Source organism: Streptomyces caelestis (assembly GCF_014205255.1).
In the GTDB taxonomy this organism is placed as follows: domain Bacteria; phylum Actinomycetota; class Actinomycetes; order Streptomycetales; family Streptomycetaceae; genus Streptomyces; species Streptomyces caelestis.
The window spans coordinates 1224876-1250869 of record NZ_JACHNE010000001.1 but is presented as its reverse complement, the minus strand read 5'-3'; the positions used below and the strand labels follow the sequence as shown (position 1 = coordinate 1250869).

The following is a 25994-nucleotide window of genomic DNA, read 5'->3' as shown; positions in this document are numbered from 1 at the left end:
CTCAGGTGCTCTTCGTGGTGACCACCATCCCGAGGGTGATCAGGCCCAGGACGACCCAGCCGAACCACAGCCAGCCGTTGCTGCCGAGCGCCACCGTGTAGGCCGTCACCAGGACGAGGCCGCCGACGGTGAGCCCTCCCATGGTCTTCGTCGCGTTCGAACCGTTCGTGGAACCGGGCATCGCAACACCCTCCTCATGGTTCTGTTTCCCCCATGGTGCCCCCGTTCTGCCTCCTGACGGTGCAGACGACGACATGAGTACCGGATTTCCAGGGTCCGTCGCTGGTCCACGAACCGGCTTCGTAGACGGACGGATCGAAGCCGTAGTCGCGCGGTGCCACGTCCCGGGCGCATGCCGCGTCCGATGAGGTCCGGGCCTCGGCGAGTGTCACGCCGCCGCCCAGTCGGGTGAATCCGAGCACCTGCTGGTCGTACCGCCCGCCGCACGGCACCAGCCGTGCCTCCGGGTTCGAACGGACGTCCAAGCAGTCACGCTTCTGCATGGTCGCGGTGTCGGCGAACGCCGTACCGAACCTACGTCGCTCCCCGAGCGGCCCGTACAGCGGCCCGTGCGCGCCGAGGACCAGGCAGGCGGTGCGCCGCCCCGCCGCCTCGAACCCGGTGCCGCTCGGCACGACGGCGTGGTTGCGGACATCGGCGAGCCGGTCCCGCAGCTCCCGGGTCCGCTCCTCGCACCGGGCCGGCCCCCGTTTCCGTGCCTCGTCCGCCGAGGCCGCCTCGACGAACGCGACCACCTGCCCGTCGGGCGCCTTGTCCCGGCAGGTCGGGTCCAGGGAGAGCCGGGGCATGCCGGCGAACCGGGTCCCGCCCGGCCGGTCCGCGAGCACAGGACCGGTGCGAGCGGCTCCTCCATGACCACCGCGGTGAGCGCCGCCAGGTGCGACTCCCGCTCGAAGGGACCGCGACCCTCGACGCCGAAGTACAGCGTGCAGCCCAGCGAGAACAGGTCGGCGGCCGGCGTCGGCGCGCTGCCGGACGCCCGCTCCGGCGCCAGACACCCCGCCGTGCCGACCAGCGCGGACGCCCTCGTGTACCGCGTCTCACGGGCGACCGGCTGCACGGAGATGCCGTAGTCGGTGAGCAGCACCCGCCCGTACGGCGAGTCCGTGCGGTCCGGCGCGAGCAGGATGTTCGCCGGCTTCACGTCCCGGTGCATCACGCCCCGCTCGTGGCCCGCGGTCAGCGCGTGCAGCGCGGCGAGGCCGACGCGGGCGCACTCGGCCGGGGCGAGCGGCCCGCGCCGGGTCACCAGCTCCCGCAGGTCCATGCCGGTCACGTACTCCATGACGATCCACGGCAGCCCCTCGTGCTCCAGCACGTCGGGCACCGTCACCACGTGCGGGTGTCCGCGCAGCCCGGCCGCGTGCCGGGCCTCCGCACGGGCCCGCGCGACCCGAGCCTCCCGCTCGTTTCCCGCCTCGGCCGGGTCGCGGAACACGATCTCCTTCAGCGCGACCTCGCAGGCGAGTCTCTGGTCGTGGGGGAGCCAGACATGCCCCATGCCGCCGCTGCCGAGCCGGCGCAGCAGCAGATAACGGCCGGCGACGACCCGGCCCACTCCCGACGTCGGTGATCCTGAGGACATCCGGTGACTCCCGGGGTCGGCGGGGGTGCGGTGCTAGACGGCGGCGCTCGGGGTGGGTGGGGTGTTCGCCGGAGCGGTGGGCACGGGGGCGGTCGGCGCAGGCGTGGTCGTCGCGGGGGCGCTGGACGGGGGCGTGCTGCTCACGGGCGGCGGCGCGCTGCTCCTGGGCGGCGCCGCGCTGCTGGTGACCGGTTCGCCGGTGGGAGGCGAGCTGGTGGCCGGGGGAGGGGAGTGGGTGACCTGCGGCGGTGAGCCGGTCGCCGTCGGCGGCGCACTGCTCCTGGGCGCGGCGCTCGACGCGGGTGGCATTGAGCTGGGTGGCGCCTTCGTGCTACTGAAGGAAAAAGCCATTCAGCCGCGTTGTGGAGAATGAGCAGAGCGAGGACGAACGGGCGCCTTGGGGCGTGGGAAGAGTCAGTTCCCGCGTGCGTGCAGCGAGCTCAAATAGGCGTTGTACGCCTCGAGTTCCTTGCCCCCGTCACGGTCGGCGGCCCGGTCCTCGCGCCTGGCCTGCCGCTGGTCCGAGGCGTACCACTGGAACAGCAGCGCGACCAGCACCAGTACGGACGGGATCTCGCTGAACGCCCAGGCGATGCCGCCCGCCGCGTTCTGGTCGGACAGCGCCTCGATGCCGAGCGAGGCGGGCGGGTTCTTGAACGCCTCGACCATCGGCTCGGACGCCATCATCAGCGCGATCCCGAAGAACGCGTGGAACGGCATGCCCGCGAACAGCTCCAGCATCCGCATCAGGTAGCCCGGCCGGTGCGGGCCCGGGTCCACGCCCATGATCGGCCAGAAGAACACCAGGCCGACGGCGAGGAAGTGCACCATCATCGCGATGTGCCCCGTCTTGGAGCCCATCAGGAAGTCGAACAGCGGCGTGAAGTACAGCCCGTACAGGCTCGCGATGAACAGCGGGATCGTGAACGCCGGGTGGGTGACGATCCGCATGTAGCGGCTGTGCAGGAACATCAGCAGCAGCTCACGGGGTCCCTTACGGCCCCGGCCCGCCGTCGGCAGCGCGCGCAGCGCCAGCGTGAGCGGCGCCCCGAGCAGGATCAGGATCGGCGACACCATGCTGATCACCATGTGCTGCACCATGTGCACGCTGAACATGACCATGCCGTAGTCGTTCAGCTGGGTGCACATCATGAGCACGATGCTCAGCACGCCGATGACGAAGGCGACCGTCCGCCCCACCGGCCACTTGTCGCCGCGTCGCACCAGCCGCACGACACCCCACCCGTACAGCGCCAGCCCGGCCAGGCAGGCGATGAGGAAGAACGGGTCGGCCGACCACTCCAGCCCTCGTCCCAGCGTGAACGGCGGCAGATCCATGGTCGTGCCGTGCCCGCTGTGATCCATTCCGCCGGCTCCTGTTTCGTGGGGGTGTGCAGCAATCTGTCCGCCCCAAGAGTAGAACCGCCCCCGGTCACACACGTGACCGGGGGCGGTAAGACGTGCTCAGCGGCGCGGGGACCTCAGAGGACGCACTCCGCCTCGGCGTACCGCTCATCCGGCACCGTCTTCAGCGTCTCCACGGCCTCGGCCAACGACACCATCACTATGTCGGTCCCGCGCAGCGCGGTCATCCGCCCGAACTCGCCCCGGTGCACGGCCTCCACCGCATGCCATCCGAACCGCGTGGCGAGCACCCGGTCATAGGCGGTCGGAGTCCCACCCCGCTGCACATGCCCGAGAATCACCGGCCGGGCTTCCTTCCCCAGCCGCCCTTCCAGCTCCACCGACAGCTGACGGGCGATCCCGGCGAACCGCTCGTGCCCGTAGATGTCCTTGCCGCCCTCGTCGAACTCCATGGTCCCGGACTTCGGCTTGGCCCCCTCCGCCGCGACGACGATGGCGAAGCGCTTGCCCGCCTCGAACCGCTCACCCACCTTGCGGGTCAGCTCGTCGACGTCGAAGGGACGCTCGGGGACGACGATGGCGTGCGCGCCGGCCGCCATGCCGGAGTGCAGCGCGATCCAGCCGGTGTGCCGGCCCATGACCTCCACGATCAGCACGCGCTGGTGGGACTCGGCGGTGGTCTTCAGCCGGTCGAGGGCCTCGGTCGCCACCCCCACGGCCGTGTCGAAGCCGAAGGTGACGTCCGTGACCGCGATGTCGTTGTCGATGGTCTTCGGCACGCCGACGATCGGCAGGCCGTTGTCGGACAGCAGCCGGGCGGCCTTGAGCGTGCCCTCGCCGCCGATGGGGATGATCGCGTCGAGCCCGAGTTCCCCGACGTGCCCCTTGGCCCGCTCCACGCCGTCCCGCAGGTGCTCGGGACGGACCCGGGAGGAGCCGAGGATCGTGCCGCCGCGGGCGAGGATGCCACCCACCGCGTCGAGGTCGAGCTTGAGGTAGTCGCACTCCAGAAGGCCCTTCCAGCCGTCCCGGAAGCCGATGACCTCGTCGCCGTGGTCGGCGACGGCGCGGTGCACGACGGACCGGATGACGGCGTTCAGGCCGGGGCAGTCGCCGCCGGACGTGAGGACACCAATGCGCATAGCCCGAAACCTTATCGACGTGGGCCGGGACCGGACCACGTTGTCCGGCTCGAATCCCCGCCACCCTAGCGGCATCGAGGGGCCGGACCGAAGCACGCGTCCGCCTGCTGGACGACCCCGCTCACCTGTGCGGATGCGCCGTCATACGGGCCGTTGACCAGCAGGTTGACGCGTGCTCCCCGCACGCTGCTCAGCAGGTCTAGGCAGGCTGCTGAGCAGCCGCGATGCGCTCGTTGCGAAGTGCCTCGTACCAGCGGTCGTCCGTCGGCGGCAGCGCGTTGACGTCGAGCGCCAGCTTCAGCAGCAGGTCCGCGATCAGCGGGTTGCGCGCGAGCACCGGGCCGTGCATGTACGTGCCGAACACGGTGTCGTTGAACGCGCCCTCCGTGCCGTCGCCCGTGCCGTTGCCGTTGCCGAAGCGCACCCGGGCGAGCGGGCGGGCGGTGGGGCCGAGGTGGGTGACGCCCTGGTGGTTCTCGAAGCCGGTCAGCGGGGGCAGGCCGAGGCGCGGGTCGATGTCGCCCAGCACGTCACCGACGCACCGCGCGCCCTCGCCGCGCACCGACACCACGTCCAGCAGGCCGAGGCCGGGCTCGCGCTGTCCGAGGTCGTTGATGAACTCGTGCCCGAGGATCTGGTAGCCGGCGCACACCGAGAACACGATGGCGCCGTTCTCCACGGCCCGGGTCAGTCCGCCGTCCCGGCGCAGCCGCTCGGCCGCGAGCCGCTGCGGACGGTCCTCGCCGCCGCCGATCAGGTAGATGTCGCCGGAGGTCGGGATCGGCTGGTCGCTGCGCACGTCCAGCCGCGCCACGTCCAGGCCGCGCTGCTGGGCCCGGCGCTGCACGACGAGGACGTTGCCCTGGTCGCCGTAGGTGCTGAGCAGGTCGGGATAGATCCAGACGATGCGCAGTTGGTTGTCGCTCACAAAAGTCCCCTGACGTCTCGTGCTCAGTTGCCGACCCGGCGGCGCAGGTCCTGGAACGCCGTGTAGTTCGCGATGACCTCGATCCGGCCCGGCGGGCACGCCGCCACGGCCTGGTCGAGGTTCTCGTAGACCTGGAAGTGCTGGTCGGCGACTTCCAGGCGCACCGCGAGGTCCAGCCGCCGGTCGCCGACGACGCAGATCGGGTGGCCCGTCAGGCGCGTGTAGTCGACGTCCCACAGCCAGGAGGTGTCGGTGCCGTCGGCGCCACGGGCGTTCACGGAGAGGATGACCGGGGCGGGCGGCGGGTCGATCAGGGAGAACGTCTCCAGCCAGCCGGCCGGGTTCTTCGCGAGCAGCAGTCGCAGGTCACGGCCCTGGAACTGGACGACGTCGTAGCGCCCGGCCACCGCCTGCACCTGGTACATGCGCTCCAGCGCGACCTGCGGCGGCACCCCGAACACGGCGGCGACGGCGGCCGAGGAGGCGGCGTTGGCCTTGTTGGCGCGGCCCGGCAGCTGGAGGTGGATCGGCCAGGCCGAGCCGTGCGGGTCGAGGACGTGGTCGACGGAGAGCGCCCAGCTCGGCGTCGGACGGCGGAAACCGCACTCACCGCAGAACCAGTCGTCGCCCGGGCGCTGCATCACGCCACCGCACGACGGGCAGGACCAGGCGTCGTCCTTCCACATCTGCCCGGCCGCGACCCAGATCACATTGGGGGAGGAGGACGCCGCCCACACCACCAGCGGGTCGTCGCAGTTGGCCACGACCACGGCCTTGGAACCGGCGAGTCCCTCCCGCCAGTTCTCGGCGAGCATGCGGGTCTCGGCGGCGCGGTCGAGCTGGTCGCGTGAGAGGTTGAGCAGTGCGATGCACTTCGGGGCGGTGTCCCGGGCGACGCCGGCGAGATACTTCTCGTCGACCTCGATGACGCCGTACCGGGCGTCCGAGCTGCCCGCGAGCGCCGAGGTGATCCCGGCCGGCATGTTGGCGCCGAGCGCGTTGGAGACGACCGGCCCCGCGGCGCGCAGGGCCTCGGCGATGAGCCGGGTGGTCGTGGTCTTGCCGTTCGTCGCGGAGACCAGGATCACGTCCAGGTTCTGGGCGAGCCGGGCGAGGAGGTCGGGGTCGAGCTTGAGCGCCACCCGGCCGCCGATCACCGAACCGCTGCCGCGCCCCGCGGCGCGGGATGCCGCCGCGACCGCCTTGCCCGCGGTCACGGCCAGCTTGGCCCGCGGCGAGAGCGGGTCCGAGTTGCCTGCCATCAGTTCTCGATCCTCCTTGCGTACGCGCCGCGCCTTGAAGCCTGACGGCCACGTGGTGTGGACCTCAGCCTATCGAGATCCATTAGCACTCCCGTACCGCGGCACTGTGGTGAACTCGTGCGGAAGGCGCGGAATGACAGGGACCTTACTCTTGCCGCCATGCGAAACAGCTCCATCCCCGGCGCCCACGGCCACGTGAGACCCCTCACCCTGCACGGCGACCCCCTCCTGCACACACCCTGCGCTGAGGTCACCGACTTCGGCCCCGAACTGGCCCGCCTCGTCGAGGACTTGTTCGCGACCATGTACGCCGCCCAGGGCGTCGGCCTCGCCGCCAACCAGATCGGCGAGCCGCTGCGGGTCTTCGTCTACGACTGCCCCGACGACGAGGACGTCCGGCACCTGGGCCACGTGGTCAACCCGTGCCTGGTCGAGGCGGACGGAGTGGTGATCCGGGGCCCGGAGGGCTGTCTGTCCCTACCGGGCCTGGAAGCGGGCACGGAGCGTTACGACCACGCGGTGGTCGAGGGCTTCACGATGACCGGCGACCCGGTCACGGTGCACGGCTCGGGCTTCTTCGCCCGCTGCCTGCAGCACGAGTACGACCACTTGGAGGGCCGCATCTACGCGGACCACCTCAAGGGCTGGCGCCACCGCAGACTGATGCGGCAAGTGGCTCGGGCCTCTTGGGGTACGTGACTGCTCCTACCTCAGGGGGCGGGGCTGTGTTCGACACGCGGCTCCGCCGCGCGGGCGCGAACAAGCCCCACCGGCGGTCAGACGGAACGCAACCGTCAAAACCCCGGCCCACCCATCCGATCCCCCGCAGCCGCAAGGCGTCCCCACAACAGATCAGCGAGACTGCGCACCAACTCGGCACGAGAACAAGGCCGTTCCCCCAGCCACCAGTCCCCTGCCGCATGCATCATGCCGACGATCCCATGCCCCCACACCCGCGCCAGCTGCTGTCCACCCGGCCCGAGGTCCAGCCGCTCCTCGATGACCTGCGCGAGTTCCTCGCCCATCCGCCGCAACAACGGCGCACTGTGCTTGCCGACATCGAACCCAGGATCCCCCGGCTGGCCGCCCTCCGCCGGATGCATCAGGAACCGGTACACCTGGGGCCGCGCCTCGATCGCCGCGAGGTACGTGTCCAGCGTCGCCTCGACCCGCTCCCGCCTCTCCGCCGGCGCGTCCAGCGCCGCCCGCAGGGAATCCAGCAGCGCGTCGGTGTGCCGCTTGGCAAGGGCCGCGTAAAGTCCGCCCTTGTCGCCGAAGTGCCGGTACAGAATCGGCTTGGTGATACCGGCTTCCGCGGCGATCGCGTTCATCGAGGCCTGCGGACCGTCGCGCAGCACCACTCGGTCGGCGGCTTCCAGCAGCTCACGCCGTCGGCGGTCGGCGGACCGTTGCTGGTCGGTCCGCTGCGTGGTGTCCATGTGCTCTCCCCACCCGTTCTGATTCGATGACGCCTGCGCAAACTAACACTCAAACATGCCCCGGACACCGAGTGCCGACCGGTCGGTAGGAGTTGACGCGGACTACCCACCGGTAACAGACTGGTGTTACCGCAAGTAACATGCACGTGTGCCGCTGGAGGGGACCGACATGGCCGAGTTCACCATGGAGCTCAACGACGAACAGAAGGAGGTCCGCGACTGGCTGCACGGCTTCGCCGCCGATGTGATCCGCCCCGCGGCCGCCGAATGGGACGAGCGTGAGGAGACTCCCTGGCCGGTCATCCAGGAGGCCGCCAAGGTCGGCATCTACTCCCTGGACTTCTACGCCCAGCAGTACTTCGACCCCACCGGCCTCGGCATACCCATGGCGATGGAGGAGCTGTTCTGGGGCGACGCGGGCATCGCCCTGTCCATCGTCGGCACCGGTCTCGCCGCCGTCGGCGTCCTCGCCAACGGCACCGAGGAGCAGATCGGCACCTGGATCCCGCAGATGTACGGCGACGCCAATGATGTCAAGGTCGCCGCCTTCTGCTCCTCCGAGCCCGACGCCGGCTCCGACGTGGCCTCCATGCGCACCCGGGCCGTCTACGACGAGGCCAAGGACGAGTGGGTGATCAACGGCACCAAGACCTGGGCGACCAACGGCGGTATCGCCAACGTCCATGTCGTGGTCGCGGTGGTCGACGCGGAGCTCGGCTCCAAGGGGCACGCCTCCTTCATCATCCCGCCGGGCACCGAGGGGCTGTCCCAGGGCCAGAAGTTCAAGAAGCACGGCATCCGTGCCTCGCACACCGCCGAGGTCGTCCTGGACAACGTGCGCGTTCCCGGCTCCTGCCTGCTCGGCGGCAAGGAGAAGCTGGACGAGCGGCTCGCCCGGGCGCGGGAGAAGGCCAAGCAGGGCGGGGAGCGCGTGAAGAACGCGGCGATGGCCACGTTCGAGGCGTCGCGCCCGGCGGTCGGGGCCATGGCGGTCGGTACCGCCCGGGCCGCGTACGAGGTCGCCCTCGACTACGCCAAGACGCGGGAGCAGTTCGGCCGGCCGGTCATCGACAACCAGGGCGTGGCGTTCCAGCTCGCGGACATGCGCACGTCCATCGACGCGGCCCGGCTCCTCGTCTGGCGCGCCTCCTGGATGGCGGTCAACGGCAAGCCGTTCACGGCGGCCGAGGGCTCGATGTCCAAGCTGTTCGCGAGCGAGACGGCCAAGAAGGTCACCGCCCAGGCGATCCAGATCCTGGGCGGTAACGGCTACACGCGGGAGTACCCGGTGGAGCGGATGCACCGGGACGCGGCGATCTACACGATCTTCGAAGGCACCAGCGAGATCCAGCGCCTGGTGATCGCGCGGACGCTGTCGGGCATGACGATCCGGTAACCGGGGCCTGGCCTCGCCGAAGGGACGGCGGAGTGGAAGCCGGCCTTGACCCGCGGCGGGGCCTCGTTGCGGGGATCTCCGGCAGTTCCTCGAAGTAACGCTCGTGGTCCGGCGGCGGGCTCGCCTGGAAGAACATCCTCGCGGGCGCGTCCGTCGGGAACGGACACCGAGGGTCCGCACGAAGTCGCCATGGACCGTGCCCGCTTTCGCCCCCGGTCAGAAGGTGGTCCACCTCAGAAGGTGGTTCACCTCGGAGGGTGGTCCACCCACGATCACCCGGTGGGGCGCCGATCTCGCGTCGGACTATCCCGGGTCGGGGACGCCGTGCCAGGCTCGTGTCCACACCCCCACGACGGAGGACGCGATGAGGCACCCGGCCCGGGACCTGCTGACGACGACCACCGCGAACCTCGCTCCGGACCCACGGTCCAACGCCTTGGTCCCCCGGATCGCCGACGGCACGGCACCCCTGACCACGCTCGCCGCCCTCGCCCTGGAACAGACGTGGGTGATCCCGGCGGACCGCCGGGCGTTCGAACATCTGGCGGAGCGCTCCCGCGTGAGGGACCCGGAGGCCGCGGCCTTCTTCATCACGCTCGCGGAGGGCGAGGTGCTGGCCGGTGAGCGACTGGTGGCCTTTGCGCGAGCGTGCGGTGTGGACGAGGCGGGGGAGGCGTCGTACGAGCCGCTTCCTGGTTGCCAGGCCTACCCCGCGTACGTCGCCTGGCTGGCCCTCAACGCCTCACCGGCGGACGTCGTCCTGGCCCTGACCGCCAACTTCTCCGCGTGGGGCGGCTATTGCGCGACGATCGCCGAGGCCCTGCGTGCCCATTACGGCTTCACGGAGGAGGCGTGCGCCTTCTTCGACTTCTTCGCGGAGCCGTCACCCGAGCTGGACACGCTGGCGACGGCAGCGGTGCAGGCGGCTCTGGACGCCGGGCGCCTCGACGAGAAACGAGCACATGAACACGGCCGCCTGCTTCAGGTATACGAGGCGATGTTCTGGTCCACGCTGGGGGACCCGCCCTCTTAGGGGCGCGGGGCTGTGTCGAACGGCGGCTCCGCCGTGTGGGCGCGGCCAGCCACAACACACCCGCACACGCCGCGACTACGTCGCACCCCCACTGCTGTGCGCGATACACGCCACATCAATACGATCGGCCAGTTTCGCCAGCTCAATGGCCAACTCGGCGACCGTATCCTCGTCGAGCCCCGACTCCCCGGCCTCCACCAGCCGCACCCACCGACCCCCCACCGTCCGCAACAGCTTGCTGACATCGGCCGCAGCCACCTGCAAGGTCCCGCGGTCGTCGACGATCAAAGGCAGAGTCACTTCGCGGTTCACAGACGGGATCGTAGCCCCGCAACACTCACGCACCGTGCCAAACGGTCGTGATGTTGCAGAACTCGCGGATTCCGTGCCCGGACAGCTCACGCCCGTACCCGGACCGCTTCACTCCGCCGAACGGGAATGCCGGATGCGAGGCCGTCATCCCGTTGACGTACACACCGCCCGCCTCCAGGTCCCGGACGAACCGGTCCACCTCGGCCTCGTCCCGCGTCCACACGTTGGAACTCAGTCCGAACGGCGAGTCGTTCGCGATCAGTACGGCCTCGTCCAGGTCGGCCGCCCGGTACAGCGTGGCGACCGGTCCGAACGCCTCCTCCCGGTGGATGCGCATCTCCCGGGTGATGCCGGCGAGGACGGTCGGCGCGTAGTACCAGCCCGGCCCGTCCGGCCGTTCGCCACCGCACAGCACTTCGGCACCGCCGCGCACCGCGTCGTCGACCAGCTCCTCCACGTCGCGCAGTCCCTGCTCGCTGGAGAGCGGCCCGACCTCGGTCTCCTCGGCCATCGGGTCGCCGACCTTCAGCGCCTTCATGCCCTCGGCGAAACGCTCGGCGAAGGCGTCGTAGACGTCCGTGTGCACGATGAACCGCTTGGCGGCGATGCAGGACTGCCCGGTGTTCTGCACCCGCGCGGTCACCGCGACCCGCGCGGCCCGGTCGATGTCGGCGGAGGGCATGACGACGAAGGGGTCGCTGCCGCCCAGCTCCAGCACCGTCTTCTTGATCATCTCAGCGGCGGTGGAGGCGACCGCGCGGCCCGCGGGCTCGCTGCCGGTGAGGGTGGCCGCCTTGACCCGCTCGTCGCGCAGGATGTCGTCGACCGCGGCTGAGCCGATCAGCAGGGTCTGGAAGCAGCCCTCCGTGAAGCCCGCCCGGTGGAACAGGTCCTCCAGGTAGAGGGCGGTCTGGGGGACGTTCGAGGCGTGCTTGAGCAGACCCACGTTCCCGGCCATCAGGGCGGGCGCGGCGAAGCGGACCACCTGCCACAGCGGGAAGTTCCACGGCATGACCGCCAGCACCGGTCCCAGCGGCCGGTAGCGCACCCGTACCCGCGAGGCGCCGGAGTCCTTCACGTCGGTGTCGGAGGGCTCCTCGTCGGCGAGCAGTTCCTCGGCGTGGTCGGCGTACCAGCGCATCGCCTTGGCGCACTTCGCGGCCTCGGCCCGGGCCTGCTGGATCGGCTTGCCCATCTCGGTGGTCAGCACGCGGGCGATGTCCTGCTGGTCCTCTTCGAGGAGGTCGGCGGCCTTCCTCATCAGCCGGGCGCGCTCGTCGAACGTCGTCGTCCGGTACGTGCGGAACGTGGCCTCCGCGAGCTGGAGCCGGCGCTCGATCTCCTCCTCGCCCATGGCCTCGTACGTCTTGAGCGTCTCGCCGTTCGCCGGGTTCACCGTTGCGATGGGCATGGCTGACCTCCCTCGGTGCGGGCTGTATTCCGACCTTCCCGCGCGGCGGAGGTGACCGCAACGCGGGAGCGTCTCCTCAGGGCGAGTGCTCCGCCAGGCGGTCGAGAAACGCCGCCTGCGCCTTGACGATCACCTCGCGGCCCCGGTCGAGCCCGAACCACGCCACCCGGTCCAGCTCGGGGAACTCCTGGAGCTGTCCCGACCTCGGCGGCCACTCCATCCGGAACGTGCCGGGCGCGATCGTCGCCGGGTCGAGGTCCGCCTCGATCGCCCAGGCCGTGACGATCTTGCCGCCTGTCTGCCGGACCTCGCCCAGGGGGAGGCCCTCGCCGTCGGGCGGGGACAGCCCCAGTTCCTCCTCGAACTCGCGCCGGGCCGCCGCCCAGGCGGACTCGTCGGGCTCGTACTCGCCCTTGGGGATGGTCCACGCCCCGGCGTCGCGCCGGGCGAAGAACGGGCCGCCCATGTGGCCGAGCAGCACTTCGAGGCCGTCGTCGGTGTGGTGGAAGAGCAGCAGACCGGCACTGCGCTTCACGGGCTCACCTCCGGATGCGCGGCCAGCAGCGTCTCGACCGTGTCGGCGTCCTCGGGGCGCTTGTCCTCCCGGTAGCGGACGACGCGGGCGAAGCGCAGGGTGACGCCGGCCGGGTAGCGGGTGGAGCGCTGGAGGCCGTCGTAGGCGATCTCGACGACGAGCTCCGGGCGGACGGTCACGACGTGGCCGTCGTCGTCGACGGCGAGCTGCTGGAGCCGTTCCGTCTGCCAGGTCAGCATCGCGTCGGTCATGCCCTTGAAGGTCTTGCCGAGCATGGCGAGGCCGCCGTCGGCGGTGCGGGCGCCCAGATGGAGGTTGGAGAGCTTGCCCGTGCGGCGGCCGTGGCCCCACTCGGCGGCCAGGACGACCAGGTCGAGGGTGTGGACGGGCTTGACCTTCAGCCAGGACGCGCCGCGCCGGCCCGCGCTGTAGGGGGCGTCCAGCGCCTTGGCGACGACGCCCTCGTGGCCGCGCTTCAGCGTCTCGGCGAGGAACTCCTCCGCCGTGTGCAGGTCCTCCGGGCCGGACACCGTCGTACGGCGCACCCGCATCGGCTCGGGGACCAGCCGGGCCAGCTCGGCGTGCCGCTCGGCGAACGGCAGGTCGAGCAGATCGTGGCCGTCGACGGAGAGCGCGTCGAAGAAGACGGGGGAGACCGGCACCGCGCGTGCCGCCGTCGCCACGTCCGTGCGCGAGCCGACGCGGCCGGCGGTCTCCTGGAACGAGCGGGGGCGGCCGCCCTCGTCGAAGGAGATCACCTCGCCGTCGAGGATGAACCGCTCGCCCCGCAACTCCAGCGCGGCGGCCGTCACTTCGGGCAGGCGGTCGGTGATGTCGTCGAGGGTGCGGGTGTAGAGCCGTACCGTGTCGCCGTCCCGGTGCACCTGGACGCGGATGCCGTCCAGCTTCTCCTCGACCGCGCAGGCGCCGAGCTTGTCCGCCGCCTCGGCGACGGAGGAGGCACTGTGCGCCAGCATCGGCCAGACCGGACGGCCGACGGTGAGGCGGAAGCGGTCCAGGGCGGCGGGGCCGTCCGTCAGCAGCGCCTCGGCGACCGTCTGGAGGGAGCCGGCGAGCATCACGGCCCGCCGTACGTCCGCCGGGGGCGCCCCGGTCGCCTGGGCCAGTCCCTCGACCGCGACCGCGTCCAGCGCGCCCTGCCGCACCTCGCCGGTGAGCAGCCCGATCAGGAACCGCTGCTCGTCCTCGGTGGCCGCGCCCATCAACTCCCCGACCAGCCGGGCCCGTTCCGCCTGGGAGCCGGGGCCGGACACCTTGGCCAGCTCCGACAGCCGGGCGTCCAGCTCCCGCACGGTCAGGCCCGGCTCGGCGGCGGGGGCGACCGGGCGGCTCAGCACCTTCCAGCCGACGCCGATCCGGCCCTGCGGCAGCCGGCCCGCCAGGTACGGGATGACGATCGGCACGTCATCCCCCTCAGCGTCCCGGAAGAGCTCCGCGAGCAGGGCCGTCTTCCGGGACCGCGCCGAGGTGGCGGCGACCTCCTGGGACACTCGGGCCAGCCGGTGCAACAGCATGCAGCCATGGTGCACCGCAGGAGCCGCCTCTACACCCGGACGGCGGGGTCGCGGTCCGCCGTCAGGCCGCCGGCGATCGCGCAGGCGGCACCTCTACTCCCGGGCGGCCATGTCGAGGTCGGCCATCAGCAGATCCCCGACGATCGCGGACGCCGCCCGGTACCCGCCGCTCGCCGCGTGCACGACCTGCTCGGCGAAGCCGATCGCGTTGCCCGCGGCCCACACGCCCGAGACGGTCGTCAGCCCCGTCGGGTCGACCACCGGGTACGCGCCGAAGGGCGTCTCGTGCAGCTCGGCACCGAGGCGCTCCAGCAGGCCGGTCTGCGGGACCGGGCGCGGGCCGACGAACAGCACGGAGCGGGCGTGCGTCGTACCTTCCGCAGAGGGGGTGTCCCCAGCGAGCCGGACACCGGTGAGCCGGTCGTCCTCGACCACCAGCCCCGCGACCTCGCCGGGCACCACGTCCACCCCGGCCGCGGCCAGCCGGCGCAGGTCCTGGTCGGACAGCTCCTCCTCGGCGACCGTGTGCAGGAAGAACCGCACGTCCTTCGACCACTGGGACACGATCAGCGCCTGGTGCACGCTCGCCGGGCTCGACGCCAGCACCCCGAACGGCTGGTCGCGCACCTCCCAGCCGTGGCAGAACGGGCAGTGCAGCACGTCCCGGCCGAACCGCTCGGCGACCCCGGGGACCGCCGGCAGCTCGTCCCGCAGCCCGGTGGCGACGATCAACCGCCGGGCCCGCACCGTCCGTCCGCCGGCCAGCACCACGGCGAAGTCCTCGCCCTTCTCCACCTCCACCACCCGGTCCCGCACGAGCTCCACGCCGTACCGCGCGATCTCCTCCCGGCCCACGGCGAGGAACTCGGCGGGCGGCATCCCGTCCCGCGACAGATAGCCCTGCATGTGCGCGGCGGGCGCGTTGCGCGGCTCGCCCGCGTCGACGACCAGCGTGTGGTGCCGCGCCCGGCCCAGCACCAGGGCCGCGGACAGCCCCGCCGCACCCCCGCCGATGACGACCACTGCGTACTTCTCGGTCATGGTGACCACCTCCACCGCCGAGAGTCGCCCCGGTGCTACGGGATTGACAAACGTGTTTGCCGAACCTGCAATACGACCATGACTACGGACGAGGTACTCGCGGGCGTCGGCCCCCGGCTGCGGCAGATGCGCAAGGAGCGGGAGGTGACCCTGGCGGCGCTCTCCGAGACCACCGGGATCTCCGTGAGCACCCTGTCGCGACTGGAGTCCGGCCTGCGCAAACCCAGCCTGGAGCTGCTGCTGCCGATCGCCCGGGCGCACCAGGTGGCCCTGGACGAGCTGGTCGGAGCCCCGCCGGCCGGTGACCCGCGGGTGCGGTCGAAGCCGATCGAGATGTTCGGCCGCACCCACTGGCCGCTCACCCGCCAGCCCGGCGGCCTCCAGGCCTACAAGGTGCTGGAACCCCAGCGCAGGCAGGAACCGGACCCGCGCACCCACGAGGGTTACGAGTGGTTGTACGTGCTGTCCGGGAAGCTGCGCCTGGTGCTGGGCGAGCACGACGTGGTGCTCACGGCGGGGGAGGCCGCGGAGTTCGACACCCGCGTGCCGCACTGGTTCGGGTCGACGGGGGAGGGGCCCGTGGAGTTCCTCAGCCTGTTCGGACCGCAGGGGGAGCGGATGCATGTGCGGGCCCGGCCCAGGCGGTCGTGACGTACGCGGTGCCTCTCGGCCGTACTCGTCACCCGGAGACTTCCCCGATCTGCAAGCGACCGCTTAGTATGCGAACCGACCCCGGTCAGACGACGCAGTCGACGCAGTCCCGTGGAGGCCCCGCATGCAGGCATGGCACGTGCACGAGAACGGCGAGCCCAGCGAGGTGATGCGCCTGGCGGACGTGGCCCCGCCGGTGCCCGGCGACGGCCAGGTCCTGCTGAAGGTGCGCGCCGCGAACGTCAACTTCCCCGACGCCCTGCTGTGCCGCGGCCAGTATCAGGTCAGGCCGCCGCTGCCGTTCACCCCGGGCGTGGAGATCTGCGGCGAGACCGAGGACGGCCGCCGGGTGATCGCCAACCCGGTGCTGCCCTACGGCGGCTTCGCCGAGTACGCCGTCGCGGACTCCGCCGCCCTGCTGCCCGCGCCGGACGCCCTGGACGACGCGGAGGCCGCGGCCCTGCACATCGGCTACCAGACGGGCTGGTTCGGTCTGCACCGCCGGGCCGGTCTGGAGGCCGGCGAGACCCTGCTCGTCCACGCTGCCGCAGGAGGGGTCGGCAGCGCGGCCGTGCAGCTCGGGAAGGCCGCCGGCGCCACCGTCATCGGTGTCGTCGGCGGCTCCGGGAAGGCGGCCGTCGCCCGCGAGCTGGGCTGCGACGTCGTGATCGACCGGCGCTCGGAGGACGTCGTCGCCGCCGTCAAGGAGGCCACCGGCGGCCGGGGCGCCGACGTGATCTACGACCCGGTCGGCGGCGAGGCCTACGCCCAGTCCGCCAAGGTCGTCGCCTTCGAGGGGCGCATCGTGGTCGTCGGCTTCGCCAGCGGCACGATCCCCAGCCCGGGGCTGAACCACGCCCTGGTGAAGAACTACTCGATCCTCGGCCTGCACTGGGGCCTGTACAACACCAAGAACCCGAAGCTCGTCCAGCACTGCCACGAGCAGCTCACCGAGCTGGCCGCCCGGGGCGCGATCAAGCCGCTGGTGAGCGAGCGCGTGCCGCTCGGCGGGGCCGCCACCGCCGTGCAGAAGGTCGCGGACGGCCTGACCACCGGCCGGATCGCCGTCGTCATGGAGGAGTCAGCATGACCAGCGCCGAGGAACTGCGCCGTCGCACACAGGACTTGCTGGCCGCTCACCCGCCGGCCTCGACCGACCGCCTGGACTTCCTCCGGGCCCGCTTCGACGCCGGACTGGCCTGGGTGCACTACCCGGAGGGCCTCGGCGGACTCGGCGCTCCCCGTTCCCTCCAGGCCGTCGTGGATGCCGAGCTGGAGGCGGCCGGGGCGCCCGACAACGACCCGCGGCGCATCGGCATCGGCCTCGGGATGGCCGCGCCGACCATCCTGGGCTACGGCACCGAGGAGCAGAAGCGGCGGTACCTGCGGCCCCTGTGGACGGGGGAGGAGGTCTGGTGCCAGCTGTTCAGCGAGCCGGGCGCCGGGTCCGACCTGGCCGCGCTGGGCACCCGGGCCGTCCGTGAGGGTGGGGGCACCTCCCGCTCGAGCGAAGCCGAGAGTGGGGGAGACTGGGTGGTCAACGGGCAGAAGGTGTGGACCTCCAGCGCCCATGTGGCCCGCTGGGCGATCCTCATCGCGCGCACCGACCCGGACGTGCCCAAGCACCGGGGCATCACCTACTTCGTCTGCGACATGACCGACCCGGGGGTCGAGGTGCGGCCGCTGCGGCAGATCACCGGCGAGGCCGAGTTCAACGAGGTGTTCCTCACCGACGTCCGCATCCCGGACTCCCGCCGCCTCGGCGAGGTCGGCGAGGGCTGGCGGGTCGCGCAGACCACCCTGAACAACGAGCGCGTCGCCATCGGCGGCATGCGGCTGCCCCGCGAGGGCGGCATGATCGGTCCGGTCTCCAAGACCTGGCGCGAGCGCCCGCAGTCGCGCACCCACGACCTGCACCAGCGCCTGCTGAGGCTCTGGGTCGAGGCCGAGGTCGCGCGGCTCACCGGCGAGCGGCTGCGCCAGCAGCTCGTGGCCGGCCAGCCCGGCCCCGAGGGCGCCGGCATGAAGCTCGCCTTCGCCCGCCTCAACCAGGAGATCAGCGGCCTGGAGGTGGAACTCCTCGGCGAGGAGGGCCTGTTGTACGACGACTGGACCATGCGCCGCCCGGAGCTGGTCGACTTCACCGGCCGCGAGGCCGGCTACCGCTATCTGCGCTCCAAGGGCAACAGCATCGAGGGCGGGACCAGCGAGGTCCTGCTGAACATCGTCGCCGAGCGCGTCCTCGGCCTGCCCGCCGAACCGCGCACCGACAAGGACGTCGCCTGGAAGGACCTGGCCCGATGAGCGCACAGCCCGACCTGTTGTACTCGGAGGAGGAAGAGGCGCTGCGCGCCGCCGTCCGGGACCTGCTCGCCGACCACTGCGACGCGCCCGGCGTCATCGCCCGCATCGAGTCGGACACCCCGCACAACATGGCGCTGTGGAAGGCCCTCACCGACGGCATGGGCCTCGCCGGCCTGCTCGTGGCGGAGGAGCTGGACGGCCAGGGCGCCACGCACCGGGAAGCCGCCGTGGTGCTGGAGGAACTGGGGCGTGCGGTCGCGCCCGTCCCGTACCTCACGAGCGCGGTCGTCGCCACCGAGGCGCTGCTGGCCTGCGGGACCGGTGACCTGCTCACCGAGCTCGCCTCCGGGACGTCGATCGGAGCCCTCGCGGTCGCCCTCGGCGTCGCACCGGGCGCCGCCTACAAGGTCGTCACGTACGAGGACGGTCTGCTGCACGGTGAACTGACCGGCATCGCGGACGCGGCCGTCGCCGACGTGCTGCTCGTGCCCGCCGACGACGGCGGCCTGTACGCGGTCGACGCCACCGCCGCGACCGTCACACCCCAGATCTCCCTGGACCTGACCCGGCCACTGGCGACCGTCACCCTCGACGGAGTGCCGGGCCGGCTGCTGGGCGACGCCGAACCCGCCGTACGCCGGGCCCTGCGGGCGGGAGCCGGGCTGCTCGCCTCCGAGCAGCTCGGTCTGGCCGACTGGACGCTGACGGAGACCGTCCGCTACCTCAAGGACCGCAAGCAGTTCAACCGTCCCGTCGGCGGCTTCCAGGCGCTCAAGCACCGGCTGGCCCAGCTGTGGCTGGAGGTCGCCGGCCTCCGCGCGGCCGCCCGCAACGCCGCCGACGCTCTGTCGACCGGCCACGACGCCGACGTGGCCGTCACGGTCGCCCAGGCCTACGCGGCACCCGTGGCCGTTCACGCCGCCGAGGAGGCACTGCAACTGCACGGCGGTCTCGGCATGACGTGGGAGCACCCGGTGCATCTGTACCTGAAGCGTGCGAAGGCCGACTCGATCGCCTACGGCACGGCCGGCGCCCACCGGGAGGCACTGGCCGGACTGGTCGACCTCCAGGCCCCCTGACGTGCACCTGGACGGAGCCTTGTGACGCGTCATTGACGCCTCGTCGACGGCTCTTCGACGCCTTGTTCACGCCAGACGAAAGCCCGTCCCACCAGGGGCGGGCTTTTTCGTGTGCCCCGCTCCGGTGAAGTGAACGCACGACGGCCCTCCGGCCAACTCCCCGCAAGGCCATGCTCCTTGACCCTGCCCGAACCCCATACTCGCAGGGTTCCCGCACGGCACTTCCAGGGAGGCAGAGCATGGACCTCACCACCCGTCGCAGAGCCCTCACCACCCTCGGCGCCGCCCTCGCGGGCTCGGTCGCCCTCCCCGCCGGCCACGCCCTCGCCGGCGAACAAGGGCACGGGCCCCGCCCGTTGTGGCGCGCCCACGCCCACAACGACTACGAGCATCCGCGCCCGTTGTACGACGCCCTGGACCACCGGTTCGGCAGCGTCGAAGCCGACGTCCACCTCGTCGGTGGCCAACTCCTCGTCGCCCACGACCCGGAGGACCTCGACCCGGCCCGCACGCTGGAGTCCCTCTACCTCGACCCGCTCGCCGCACGCGTGCGGGCCAACCGCGGCCGCGTGTACCGGGGATACCGCGGGTCGCTGCAACTGCTCGTCGACATCAAGACCGAGGGCTCATCGACCTACCTCGAACTCGATCGCCACCTCAGTCGCTACCGGCACCTGTTCACGACCTACGCCCACGGCCGCGTCCTCCCCGGTCCGGTCACCGCTGTGATCTCCGGAGACCGCGCGGCCCGTGCCCCCATGGAGGCCCAGACCGTCCGGCGCGCCTTCTACGACGGCCGGCTCGCCGACCTCGGGAGCCAGGCGCCGGCCTCCTTCATACCGCTGATCAGTGACAACTGGACGCTCAACTTCACCTGGCAGGGCGTGGGCACGTTCCCGGACGCCGAGCGGGAGAAGCTGCGGGGTATCGTCCGGGCCGCGCACCAGCGGGGGCAGAAGGTGCGGTTCTGGGCGACCCCGGACCTGGCCGGGCCCGCCCGCGACGCGCTGTGGGCCGAACTGCTCGCCGCGGACGTCGACCACCTCAACACCGACGACCTCGCCGGGCTGGAGGCGTTCCTGGACGCCCGGCGGGGGGCGCAGGCCGCGCACGACGCGTCGGACACGTAGGACATCACACGTTCGGCGGACAGGTCAGCTGCCCGGATGAACCCTCCACTACGCCACACTTACGGCCGAACGCCGTGAACCGGACATGGCGGCGTGGCGGAGGAGTCGACGATGGCCATTTCCATCTCTGTGGTGCTGCTGCTCGCGATCCTGGCGGTGATCTTCCTGCGCAACGGCGGGCTGAAGTTCTCCCATGCGCTGGTCTGCCTGCTGCTCGGCTTCTACCTGGCCAGCACCAGCATCGCTCCCACCATCCACAGCGGTCTCACGGCGACGGCGGAGATCGTCAGCGGTCTGCGGCCCTGACGCCACGCCCCGAGAACACGCCGATGCCGTTCGGAACGGCCCGTTCGGCGCCGCCGCTGGGGTGGTTGCGCACCGAGACGCTGCCCGCGCCCACCCTCCGGGCGACCAGCGTCGACGACCCGCCGCCGTCCAGGCTGAAGGCGTCGTCCGAGCCCAGCTTCCGCATGGTGTCGGCCACTTCGGCGATCGTCAGGCCGCTGCGGTAGGCGGCGGCGCCGTCCAGCGCGAGCAGCAGCACGCGCCGCCCGCCGTCGGCGATGCCCACGGCCGTGCGGACGGCCGACGTCGTGTCGTCCAGTCCCGGCAGCGGCCGCCCGCCCGTGAGGACCGGGTAGCCGCCGAGGGCGAGGCGGTACGCGGCGCCGTCCGTGGCCGCCACGAGACGGTACTCGACCTCGACCGCTTCGTCGGCGGCCAGCTTCCGCAACTGCTGGGCGCCGTCCTCCCGGCCGACCAGCACGGTGGTGCCCGGGGCGATGGGCCCGCTGCCGGGTGTGTCGGCGGCCGACACCACCTTGCCGTCGCGGACCGTCACCTCGTACGTGTCCGTACTGCAGGGCGCGGCCCGGTCCGTGTCCGTGCCGCAGGTGGCGCGCAGGCGGGAGACGCTGCCCCAGTCGGAGGTGAAGGCGCCGACCGAACCCACCGGCAGCGCGTACTGGTTGAGCCCGCCCAGCGGCAGCTGCGCCTCGGCCGTACGGACCGAGCCGTCCAGGGCCAGCCGGTCCAGTCGCGCCACTCCGTCGGTGCCCACGCCGAACACGGCCTCGGTGGTCGTGCCGGGCGGCATCGCGGGCCCGAAACGCTGGCCGTTGGGCACGGCCGCCTTGAGCGTCCGTCCGGCCGCGATCGCCGGACCCACGCTCGCGCCGGTCGCCTCGACGCCCGGGTGCTGCGCCTCGGTGATGTTGAAGAAGTCGCCGTTGACACCGGCGACGGCCCCCTGGGCGTCGGCCATCCGCGAGACCTGTGCGCGCGAGGCCACCGCCCCGGGATACAGCAGATCGACCCGTACCCGGGGATTTCCCAGGTCCACCCTCAGCACGTGCGCGTGCGTCACCCCCTTGGCCGCCTTGATGTCGAACTCCTCGTACGTGACCCCCGGCGCGACCCGCACGCCCTTCTGGACGGCGCCGGCCGGTGCCGCCCCCGTCATGGCCGCACCGGTCAGCGCGCCGAACGCCGTGAGAAACGCCAGTACCGCTCTGCCTGCTCCCCGTCGCCTGCGACGACCTGTCACCGTGCCCCCTGATGCCTCGTCAACTGTCCGAATCGCAAGGGCAGTGCATCAAACGACGAGGGCCGTCAGGGTGGCTGAGCGCGGATTACGCGGGAAAGGCTGAAAAAACGCACCCCTCTGGGTGCCTCGGCTTTCGACGTTCTGACAGGTCTGGGTGATCAGGCTGCGGTGTCGAGGCTGGCTGCGGCCCATTCCTGCTGGACGGCGCGGATTTCCTGGTGGGTGGGCCGGCCTGGGCTGGTGGGCAGAAATCGGGCTGCGATGACGCGGCGGAGCTTGGCACCCATGTCGGAGACGGACGGGTAGGTCTTGGTGGTGTACCACCGGGCGCGCTCGCGGCGGTCGGAGGCATCGCTCGGCCGGTGGCCGTGCAGCGCGTACCAGACGACGGTGACCGTGTAGCAGTACAGGCCGAACGGGACGGTCCTGCGGAAGGCCCCGTCTGAGCACGGCCACATACCCCTCTTCCTGGGCCTTTGCGCTGTGGCGAAAGAGGGGCGACGCTGCCGCGGGCGGAGGGTTAGCGTCGCTGCGCAAGCACGTGACCGTTTCATCGAGGGGGCCCTGTGACATTCCGTTCGATCCGATCCCGCCTGGCCACTGCCGTCGTGACCGCCGCCGTCGCCGGCGCTCTGGCGATCAGCGCCTCGCCGGCGTCCGCCAACACCTCCGACGGGTACATATCGGGAGGCGGCGACTTCACGAACGACTGGGGGGATGAGGGCACACTCTCCCAGTCGAGCTACGCCAAGTCCAACGCCACCTGCCTGTGGCAGCAGATCCTTTGGGCGGAAGGCGCCAAGGAGCAGGACGGCACCGCGTACGACGCCTCGGACATCGACGGCGACTTCGGGCCGAACACCGACCACGCGACGCAGAACCTGCAGGACCGCTGGCCGCTGCAGTACGTGGACGGAAAGGTCGGCAATGAGACCTGGGCCTACGCCGACAGCAAGCTGAGCTTCTACGACTACGCCTACGAATACGCTTTCGGGGGCAAGATTCTGCACTACTCGGGCGCCGTGCGCAGCTTCTACCTCGTCCGGGCCGAGAATGGGCGCTACGTGTTCTGGGAGGGCTCGACGAACGACAACGGCAACTACCGGTTCGCCGCGTACAAGAGCCGAACCTGCAGCTGACACCATCAGGACCGGGGCCCGCCTTTCTCCGGGCGGGCCCCACCGGTTGGGGACATTGAGCACTTCTCCTTCCGTGGGTTGAGATGAATTCGAGCACTCCCATGAAGTCTCGACGTTCTCGTTGATCGTCGTTGGGGCCGCTCGGGTAGGTGATGTGGTGTCATCTGGCCGCGCGGGCCGGAGGAAGCGGAGAAGCGTCGGCGGTGCTTGTGTCGCCTGCTGTGAGGGACCCACCGATGCTTTTGGATCCGTCCGTACCGGCTGCGCTGCTCGCTGTGTTGGAGTTGGTGCGGGGCAGCTTCACCACGCCGACGTTCCACACCTTCGCCGCGCTGGTCATGGGGCTGATCGCGCCTCTGGTCCCATGACCGCGCGCACGCCTTCTTCTCCCGCTCCCGGTGGAACCCGGACATCCTGGGTTTGTCGCCGTCCCACCTGGTCGTGCGCCGCCTGCTGCCTGAGGGCGCGGTGCTGACCGTGGCGGTGGACGACACGCTGTTCAAAAAGGTCACCGTCGTCTGGTACGCGCTGCACGGCCACCGGCCGAGCGATGCCTCCGACCGCCGCGAGCGCGCCCGGTGGTACACCACCAAGACCTACCCGTCCGTCTCCGACATGGGTGCCAAGCTCCGCCGCGTCATCGCAGCCCGATTTCTGCCCACCAGCCCAGGCCGGCCCACCAACCAGGAAATCCGCGCCGTCCAGCAGGCATGGGCCGCAGCCAGCCTCGACACCGCAGCCTGATCACCCAGACCTGTCAGAACGTCGAAAGCCGAGGGGGTGCTTCAGCTGTCGCCCGTTCCGGTGTCGTACGGCGTGTAGTGAGCGGGCGCGTGGTCGATCGGCAGCTCCGGCCGCCAGGCGGTGAGGGCCTGCGCGCTGCACACGAACAGTTCCTCCGGCAGCCGGTCCAGGGCGAACCAGCGCCAGCGCCCCACTCTCTCCCCGGGCTGGTCCGACGGCTCGCCCCGCCAGGAGGCGACCCGGGCGGCCACCGTCACCCGTACGACCCCGCCGGCGTCGTCGAGAAGTGTCCCGAGCAGCCGGACGTCCTCCGGCCGGGCTTCGAGCCCCGTCTCCTCGCCGAGTTCGCGCACGACCGCCTCCTGCAACGACTCACCGGGCTCCACCGTCCCGCCGGGCAGCTCCCATGTCCCGTGCCGGTGCCGGCCCAGGAGCAGTCCGCGGGGCCCGTGCAGAATGGCGCCGACCCCGAGCGCGGCGTGCGCCACCGGCGGTTTGGCCGTGCGCGGCCGGGAGCTGACACGGACCGGCCGTGTCACCCGGAAGAGCCGGTACGACGCGTGGTTGTCGGCCTGCGGCGTGTCGAGGACGTCGACCTGCTCCACCCGAAGCCCGTGCTCGGCGAGCAGGGCCGTCCAGAGCTCCGGGTCGAGGACCCACATCCGGACGGTGACGTCCCCGCCGCCGGCCAGCCGCAGTACCTCCGGCCGGGCGACGACCTCGCCCGAGGGGCCGTCACCGTGCGAGTTGGTGTGCAGCACGGTGAAGCAGAGCCTGCCGCCCGGCTTGAGCGCCGCGACCAGGGCGGGCACCAGCCGGTGCGGGTCGATGTACGGCACGGCGTTGACCGAGTAGATGACGTCGTACGGCTCCGCCGAGCGCAGATGCTCGACCGCGTCGGCCAGGACCAGGCGCAGCCCGGGCAGGGAACCGTAGCGGGCGCGCGCCCGTTCGTACTGCCCGGCCGAGGAGTCGACGGCGTCCACCAGCGCGCCGTGAGCACGGACCAGATGGGCGGCGTGCCGGGCAGGACCGCACCCGAGGTCCAGCACGCGCCGGCCCGCCAGCTCCCCGAGTACCTCGATCCCCGGCCCCGCGCCCTCGAACCCCCAGTCGATCCGCGCCACCTCGGGCAACACCGTGCCGCGCCGCAGGTGGTGTGCTCCGTACCTGCGCCAAGCCTCGGCGTTGACGGCCTCCGCTCGCGTCACCAAGGCTCATCCTCCCGCCGCGGCGTCGCGCGGAAGGACCGTGACGCGATGGAAGTTGCACCCGGCGAGCCCCGGCTCCTCGCGGGCGGGCCGGGTCTGGTGGGCCTTGAGGGCGATGCTCATCAGACTCAGCAGCAGGTCGATGTCCGCCTCGCAGTCGAGGTGGACCGTCACCCAGCCCGACCCGGGAACCAGGTGGATCGCGCTCGAACCTGCGAGGTCGTAGTGGAAGCGCTGGATGGCCCGGCGGGTGAGGTGGAGGTCCACGTCCCGCGCCGAATGGAAGTGGACGATCTCGTCACGGACGGAACGGAGCGCCCGTCCGGTGCCGCAACTCGCCGGGCCCGCCATCAGGTCGGGCCAGGCCTGCAAACGCTCCAGGGCGCGCTGGGCCAGAGTCATGGTCCCATCGTTGCGCGCTTACCGTGCCGCAACCAGAGGTTGAGCGTTTTGTAACCGGGACGTGAGGTGGGGCGCAGGGGGCAGGGATGGGTAAATGCGCTGTTCTCAGGCGTACTTGTCGACCAGTCTCATGTAGCGCTTCCAGTCCCAGTGGCGGCCCGGATCGGTGTGGTCGCTGCCCGGTACCTCGTGGTGGCCGATGATGTGCGCCCGGTTCCTGGGGATGTCGTACCTCGCGCAGATCGCCGCGGTGAGCCGGGCCGACCGCTCGTACATCGCGTCGGTGAAGTACGTGGGCTGGTCCACCCAGCCCTCGTGCTCGATGCCGATGCTGCGGGTGTTGTAGTCCCAGTTCCCCGCGTGCCACGCGATGTCGGCCTCGCGCACGCACTGTGCCACGTGCCCGTCGGAGGAGCGCACCACGTAGTGCGCGGACACCTTCTCCCTGGGGTTCCGGAAGACGGACAGGGTGCCGGAGTAGGTCGTCTGCGCGACGTGGATGACCACGTAGTGCAGCGGATGGGCGCGGGGGCGGTTCGACGGCGTGTAGTTGCTGCGGCTCGCCGGGTGCCAAGCGGCTCCGGGGTGGTCGACCGCCTGGGGCCGGGCGCTGGCCCGTGCGTCGGGGAACAGGGCGTACGGGACGGCGGTGAGGGCGGCGCCCATGAGGATGCCTCGCCTGCTGGGGAGGGGGGTGGTCCGTGCCATGAGTGTGTGCCTTTCCGGGCTCGACGGCGGTGCCTCTTGCTCGACTGCTCGGAGCCGCGGCCGTTGTGGTCGCGG

29 protein-coding genes and 2 pseudogenes are annotated in these 25994 nt (G+C 71.5%); 13 read left to right on the top strand and 18 right to left on the bottom strand.

The window, feature by feature from the left end; genetic code table 11:
• Position 1: 1 nt before the first annotated feature.
• Both HDA41_RS05525 and HDA41_RS05520 read right to left on the bottom strand, forming a co-directional pair.
• The gene (locus HDA41_RS05525) at positions 2-181 is read right to left on the bottom strand and encodes a hypothetical protein (protein ID WP_184981234.1); all 180 of its coding nucleotides are present in this window, start codon (positions 179-181) and stop codon (positions 2-4) included.
• A gap of 13 nt (positions 182-194) precedes the next feature.
• Positions 195-1606, bottom strand: a pseudogene (locus tag HDA41_RS05520) (serine/threonine-protein kinase).
• A gap of 61 nt (positions 1607-1667) precedes the next feature.
• Between HDA41_RS05520 and HDA41_RS05515 the strand changes: the two are divergent.
• A complete protein-coding gene (locus HDA41_RS05515) occupies positions 1668-1979 on the top strand; it encodes a hypothetical protein (protein ID WP_184981233.1) in 312 nt (103 codons plus the stop codon).
• A gap of 41 nt (positions 1980-2020) precedes the next feature.
• On the opposite strand, the gene HDA41_RS05510 is transcribed toward HDA41_RS05515, so the two are convergent.
• The 4 genes from HDA41_RS05510 to HDA41_RS05495 form a co-directional block, all read right to left on the bottom strand.
• A complete protein-coding gene (locus tag HDA41_RS05510; RefSeq protein WP_184981232.1) occupies positions 2021-2971 on the bottom strand; it encodes a cytochrome c oxidase assembly protein in 951 nt (316 codons plus the stop codon).
• A gap of 116 nt (positions 2972-3087) precedes the next feature.
• Entirely contained in the window at positions 3088-4113 is a 1026-nt protein-coding gene (locus tag HDA41_RS05505) for a 6-phosphofructokinase (protein ID WP_184981231.1), read from the bottom strand.
• A gap of 199 nt (positions 4114-4312) precedes the next feature.
• Positions 4313-5041, bottom strand: a complete 729-nt coding sequence (locus tag HDA41_RS05500; protein ID WP_059417691.1) for a type 1 glutamine amidotransferase — start codon at positions 5039-5041, stop codon at positions 4313-4315.
• Positions 5042-5064: 23 nt separating this feature from the next.
• Positions 5065-6303 carry a MurT ligase domain-containing protein gene (locus HDA41_RS05495; protein ID WP_184981230.1) on the bottom strand — a complete coding sequence of 413 codons (1239 nt, stop codon included), beginning with the start codon at positions 6301-6303 and terminating at the stop codon, positions 5065-5067.
• A 159-nt stretch (positions 6304-6462) separates the two neighbouring features.
• Here HDA41_RS05495 and def point away from each other — a divergent pair, with 159 nt between their 5' ends.
• Positions 6463-7002, top strand: a complete 540-nt coding sequence (def, locus tag HDA41_RS05490) for a peptide deformylase (RefSeq protein WP_184981228.1) — start codon at positions 6463-6465, stop codon at positions 7000-7002.
• 95 nt (positions 7003-7097) lie between these two features.
• Here the strand turns inward: def and HDA41_RS05485 are convergent, their stop codons facing one another.
• On the bottom strand, positions 7098-7742 hold the full coding sequence (locus HDA41_RS05485; RefSeq protein ID WP_184981226.1) for a TetR/AcrR family transcriptional regulator: 645 nt from the start codon (positions 7740-7742) through the stop codon (positions 7098-7100).
• Positions 7743-7911: 169 nt separating this feature from the next.
• Between HDA41_RS05485 and HDA41_RS05480 the strand changes: the two genes are divergently transcribed.
• Entirely contained in the window at positions 7912-9138 is a 1227-nt protein-coding gene (locus HDA41_RS05480) for an acyl-CoA dehydrogenase family protein (protein ID WP_184993180.1), read from the top strand.
• A gap of 73 nt (positions 9139-9211) precedes the next feature.
• Here the strand turns inward: HDA41_RS05480 and HDA41_RS41050 are convergent.
• Positions 9212-9310: pseudogene (locus tag HDA41_RS41050) on the bottom strand (cupin domain-containing protein); the annotation flags it as partial.
• A gap of 192 nt (positions 9311-9502) precedes the next feature.
• Here HDA41_RS41050 and HDA41_RS05475 point away from each other — a divergent pair.
• A complete protein-coding gene (locus HDA41_RS05475) occupies positions 9503-10171 on the top strand; it encodes a thiaminase II/PqqC family protein (RefSeq protein WP_184981224.1) in 669 nt (222 codons plus the stop codon).
• 75 nt (positions 10172-10246) lie between these two features.
• On the opposite strand, the gene HDA41_RS05470 is transcribed toward HDA41_RS05475, so the two are convergent.
• The 5 genes from HDA41_RS05470 to HDA41_RS05450 form a co-directional block, all read right to left on the bottom strand.
• Positions 10247-10483, bottom strand: a complete 237-nt coding sequence (locus tag HDA41_RS05470) for a DUF6213 family protein (RefSeq protein WP_031137122.1) — start codon at positions 10481-10483, stop codon at positions 10247-10249.
• A gap of 25 nt (positions 10484-10508) precedes the next feature.
• Entirely contained in the window at positions 10509-11894 is a 1386-nt protein-coding gene (locus HDA41_RS05465; RefSeq protein ID WP_184981222.1) for an NADP-dependent succinic semialdehyde dehydrogenase, read from the bottom strand.
• Positions 11895-11970: 76 nt separating this feature from the next.
• On the bottom strand, positions 11971-12429 hold the full coding sequence (locus tag HDA41_RS05460) for an NUDIX hydrolase (protein WP_184981220.1): 459 nt from the start codon (positions 12427-12429) through the stop codon (positions 11971-11973).
• Positions 12426-13964 carry an ATP-dependent DNA ligase gene (locus HDA41_RS05455; RefSeq protein ID WP_184981218.1) on the bottom strand — a complete coding sequence of 513 codons (1539 nt, stop codon included), beginning with the start codon at positions 13962-13964 and terminating at the stop codon, positions 12426-12428. Before HDA41_RS05455 ends, HDA41_RS05460 begins: the two co-directional genes overlap by 4 nt.
• 93 nt (positions 13965-14057) lie before the next feature.
• The gene (locus tag HDA41_RS05450; RefSeq protein WP_184981216.1) at positions 14058-15005 is read right to left on the bottom strand and encodes an NAD(P)/FAD-dependent oxidoreductase; all 948 of its coding nucleotides are present in this window, start codon (positions 15003-15005) and stop codon (positions 14058-14060) included.
• 78 nt (positions 15006-15083) lie between these two features.
• Here HDA41_RS05450 and HDA41_RS05445 point away from each other — a divergent pair, with 78 nt between their 5' ends.
• The 6 genes from HDA41_RS05445 (at position 15084) to HDA41_RS05420 (ending at position 20475) form a co-directional block, all read left to right on the top strand.
• Positions 15084-15656: a helix-turn-helix domain-containing protein gene (locus HDA41_RS05445; RefSeq protein ID WP_184981214.1), complete on the top strand. Its 573-nt coding sequence runs from the start codon at positions 15084-15086 to the stop codon at positions 15654-15656.
• Between the two features lie 124 nt (positions 15657-15780).
• On the top strand, positions 15781-16746 hold the full coding sequence (locus tag HDA41_RS05440) for an NADPH:quinone oxidoreductase family protein (RefSeq protein WP_184981212.1): 966 nt from the start codon (positions 15781-15783) through the stop codon (positions 16744-16746).
• Entirely contained in the window at positions 16743-17960 is a 1218-nt protein-coding gene (locus HDA41_RS05435) for an acyl-CoA dehydrogenase family protein (protein WP_184981210.1), read from the top strand. Before HDA41_RS05440 ends, HDA41_RS05435 begins: the two co-directional genes overlap by 4 nt.
• The gene (locus HDA41_RS05430) at positions 17957-19039 is read left to right on the top strand and encodes an acyl-CoA dehydrogenase family protein (protein ID WP_184981208.1); all 1083 of its coding nucleotides are present in this window, start codon (positions 17957-17959) and stop codon (positions 19037-19039) included. Before HDA41_RS05435 ends, HDA41_RS05430 begins: the two co-directional genes overlap by 4 nt.
• 239 nt (positions 19040-19278) lie before the next feature.
• Positions 19279-20169 carry a phosphatidylinositol-specific phospholipase C/glycerophosphodiester phosphodiesterase family protein gene (locus HDA41_RS05425; RefSeq protein ID WP_184981206.1) on the top strand — a complete coding sequence of 297 codons (891 nt, stop codon included), beginning with the start codon at positions 19279-19281 and terminating at the stop codon, positions 20167-20169.
• Positions 20170-20280: 111 nt separating this feature from the next.
• Positions 20281-20475: a hypothetical protein gene (locus tag HDA41_RS05420; RefSeq protein WP_184981204.1), complete on the top strand. Its 195-nt coding sequence runs from the start codon at positions 20281-20283 to the stop codon at positions 20473-20475.
• Here HDA41_RS05420 and HDA41_RS05415 read toward each other — a convergent pair.
• A complete protein-coding gene (locus tag HDA41_RS05415; protein WP_230299632.1) occupies positions 20456-21631 on the bottom strand; it encodes a phosphodiester glycosidase family protein in 1176 nt (391 codons plus the stop codon). The two genes, HDA41_RS05420 and HDA41_RS05415, sit on opposite strands and share 20 nt — an antisense overlap.
• Positions 21632-21873: 242 nt before the next feature.
• A complete protein-coding gene (locus HDA41_RS05410) occupies positions 21874-22173 on the bottom strand; it encodes a hypothetical protein (RefSeq protein WP_184981200.1) in 300 nt (99 codons plus the stop codon).
• Positions 22174-22281: 108 nt separating this feature from the next.
• Between HDA41_RS05410 and HDA41_RS05405 the strand changes: the two genes are divergently transcribed.
• The 3 genes from HDA41_RS05405 to HDA41_RS05400 all read left to right on the top strand — a co-directional run bounded on the left by HDA41_RS05405 (position 22282) and on the right by HDA41_RS05400 (position 23598).
• The gene (locus HDA41_RS05405) at positions 22282-22854 is read left to right on the top strand and encodes a peptidoglycan-binding domain-containing protein (RefSeq protein WP_184981198.1); all 573 of its coding nucleotides are present in this window, start codon (positions 22282-22284) and stop codon (positions 22852-22854) included.
• 236 nt (positions 22855-23090) lie between these two features.
• On the top strand, positions 23091-23222 hold the full coding sequence (locus tag HDA41_RS41045; RefSeq protein ID WP_260423315.1) for a hypothetical protein: 132 nt from the start codon (positions 23091-23093) through the stop codon (positions 23220-23222).
• A 52-nt stretch (positions 23223-23274) separates the two neighbouring features.
• Entirely contained in the window at positions 23275-23598 is a 324-nt protein-coding gene (locus HDA41_RS05400; RefSeq protein WP_184981196.1) for a hypothetical protein, read from the top strand.
• Between the two features lie 41 nt (positions 23599-23639).
• Here the strand turns inward: HDA41_RS05400 and HDA41_RS05395 are convergent, their stop codons facing one another.
• The 3 genes from HDA41_RS05395 to HDA41_RS05385 all read right to left on the bottom strand — a co-directional run bounded on the left by HDA41_RS05395 (position 23640) and on the right by HDA41_RS05385 (position 25919).
• Complete coding sequence (locus tag HDA41_RS05395; RefSeq protein ID WP_184981194.1) at positions 23640-24812, bottom strand: bifunctional class I SAM-dependent methyltransferase/NUDIX hydrolase; 1173 nt, start codon at positions 24810-24812, stop codon at positions 23640-23642.
• A 3-nt stretch (positions 24813-24815) separates the two neighbouring features.
• Positions 24816-25211 carry a luciferase domain-containing protein gene (locus tag HDA41_RS05390; protein WP_184981192.1) on the bottom strand — a complete coding sequence of 132 codons (396 nt, stop codon included), beginning with the start codon at positions 25209-25211 and terminating at the stop codon, positions 24816-24818.
• A 105-nt stretch (positions 25212-25316) separates the two neighbouring features.
• On the bottom strand, positions 25317-25919 hold the full coding sequence (locus HDA41_RS05385) for an N-acetylmuramoyl-L-alanine amidase (protein ID WP_184981191.1): 603 nt from the start codon (positions 25917-25919) through the stop codon (positions 25317-25319).
• Positions 25920-25994 lie beyond the last annotated feature (75 nt).